The organism is Streptosporangium sp. NPDC003464 (assembly GCF_053588315.1).
Window position 1 is genome coordinate 1 of sequence record NZ_JBSFPS010000509.1, and the last position, 2,420, is coordinate 2,420.

Consider the following 2,420-nt stretch of genomic DNA (forward strand, 5'->3'; position numbering starts at 1 on the left):
TCCGTGGACCATCGTCCAGGCAGAAGATGTCCTCTGCGAGCAGGTCACCGTGGCCAGGCCGGCCTACTTCCCCGAGACGGACGGATACGTGGAGGTGCCGGTGTTCACCCGGGCCCGCCTGGAGGAGGTCTCCGGACCGGCGATCGTCGAGGACGCCGAGTCGACGATCGTGATCCCGCCGGGATGGACGGCCCGGCTCGCCGAGGCCATGGCCGTGATCCTCACCAGGACGGGCCGATGAGCGGCGCCCCGGACGCGCTCACCGCCGAGGTGCTGCGGAACGCGCTGGTGGTGGCCGCCGAGGAGGCCGGCATCGTGGTGGTGCGCTCGGCCTACTCCACGTTCATCGTGGAGGGGTCGGACGCGTCGGCGGCGATCCTCGACGCCGGCGGGCGCCTGGTCGCGCAGTCGATGGCCACCACGCTCATGAACAGCATGGCGTTGAAGGTCGCGCTGCCGGAGCTGCTGGCGGACATCCCCGCCGGGACCATGCGCCCCGGCGAGGTGTTCGTGCTCAACGACGCCTACCGGGGCGGCGTGCACACCAACGACCTGCTCGTCTACCGGCCGGTCTTCGTCGAGGGCGTCCCCGCCTACTTCACCGCCACGATGATCCACGTCTCGGATCTCGGCGGCCTGTCGGCGGGCGGCATGGCGCCGCTGGCCACCGACGTCTTCCTGGAGGGCCTGCAGCTGCCCCCCGTCAGGCTGGCCACCGCGCGGGGCGTCGAGCCCACCGTCGAGGCGATCCTGCGGGCCAACAGCCGGACCCCGGACAAGGTCATGGGCGACGTGCGGGCCCTCATCGCGGGCACCGCGGTCGCCGCCGCCAGGATGGAGGCGCTGGTCGCCGAGTACGGCCCGGCCGGGCTCGCGCGGGGGATCGACGACTACCTGGACCACACCGAGGCGAGGACCCGCGCGGCCCTGGCCACGCTCCCCGCGGGCCGCTACGAGGCCGCCTACCTGATCGACGACGACGGCATCGACACCGGTGTCCCGCACACCGTCCGGGTCGCGGTCACCCTGGAGCCCGGCGCGGGGGCCGTGCTGGACTTCGCGGGCACCGGCCCGCAGGTCCCCGCGGCGATCAACTCCTCGGCCTCGCAGTCGCTGGCCGCGGCGGTGTTCGCGGTGCGGTGCTTCCTGGACCCGGCCATCGCGATGAACGACGGCTGCCTGCGGGCGATCGAGGTGCGGCTGCCGCCGGGCTCGCTGCTGAACGCCTGCTCCCCCTACCCCTGCGGCGGCCGGTTCGTGCCCATCTACGCGGCGATGGAGGCGATCTTCCAGGCGCTGTCGGAGGCGGTGCCGGAGCGGGCGATCGCGGCGAGCGGGATCCTGCAGCCCTTCTCCATCGCGGCCGTGCGGGCGCCGTACTGGATCCATCTGTCCTACGACTTCGGCGGGGTGGGGGCCCGTCAGGGCAAGGACGGCCCGGACGCGACGGGCGTCCACTTCGGCATCGGCCGCAACTCGGTCCCCCAGGCCGAGCCGGTCGAGACCCGCTGCCCGCTGGTCGTGGAGTCGGTGGAGACCGTCCCCGACTCGGGCGGGCCCGGCCGCCACCGCGGCGGGCTGGGCTCCCGGACGGTGATCCGTTTCCTGGCCGACGCCCACGTCACCACCCGGGGCGACCGGCTGCGCAACCCCCCACCCGGCCGCTCGGGCGGCCTGCCGGGGCGGGTCGGCGGCTTCTACCGGCGGCGCCCGGACGGCTCGCTCGAACGCCTCGGCTCCAAGGTGAACAACGCCCTGTTCACCGCCGGGGAGGCGTTCGTGATCGAGACGACGGGAGGCGGGGGCCTCGGCTCGCCGTACGACCGCCCGCTCGGCGAGATCGAGGCCGACCTCAGGGCGGGCCGGATCACCGCGCTGGGCGCGCTCACCGACTACGGCGCCACGGTCGCGGAGGACGGCTCGCTCCGGCGGGCGCGGTGACGGCCCCGGTCAGCCGCGCGGGCGCAGGAGCGCGGCGGGGTCGAGGCTCGCCCCGAAGGGACCGGTGACGGTGGCGACCCGCCCCGCGCCGCACTTCTGGACGAGCCGGTAGCCGTCTCCGTCGAGCTCGTGGATGTAGATCGTCGGCCCTTCGGAGGGCTCCACCCGCCAGTAGAACGGGATGCGGGCGTCGGCGTAGGCGCTGGGCTTCATGGCCCGGTCGCGCCTGCGCGTGTGCGGGCTCACCACCTCGACGGCGAGCAGCACGTCCTGCGGGGAGAAGGCCGCCTCGGTGTCGTCGACCAGCCCGCTCGGCACGACGGCGACATCCGGGATGAGGAGGTCGCCCTTGTCGACACGCAGGTTGATCCGGGAGAGCGGCTGGCGGGTGTTGAAGATCGGCTCCGACACCTCGTACAGGACGGCGCCACCCGAGGAGCGGAACCGCTGGGTGAGGATCTGGTCGGAGATGAACCGCA

The 2,420-nt window shown here is 73.8% G+C and carries 3 protein-coding genes; 2 read left to right on the forward strand and 1 reads right to left on the reverse strand.

The window, feature by feature from the left end; translation table 11 throughout:
- Nucleotides 1–241, forward strand: a 241-nt coding sequence (locus ACWDS7_RS47890; RefSeq protein ID WP_451934735.1) for a hypothetical protein, incomplete at its 5' end; no start/stop codon positions are given.
- Nucleotides 238–1,941 (forward strand): hydantoinase B/oxoprolinase family protein, encoded by a 1,704-nt coding sequence (locus ACWDS7_RS47895; RefSeq protein ID WP_451934736.1) that lies wholly within the window; start codon nt 238–240, stop codon nt 1,939–1,941. The genes ACWDS7_RS47890 and ACWDS7_RS47895, both read left to right, overlap by 4 nt.
- Before the next feature lie 9 nt (nt 1,942–1,950).
- On the opposite strand, the gene ACWDS7_RS47900 is transcribed toward ACWDS7_RS47895, so the two are convergent.
- Nucleotides 1,951–2,420, reverse strand: a 470-nt coding sequence (locus tag ACWDS7_RS47900) for a Uma2 family endonuclease (protein WP_451934737.1), incomplete at its 5' end; no start/stop codon positions are given.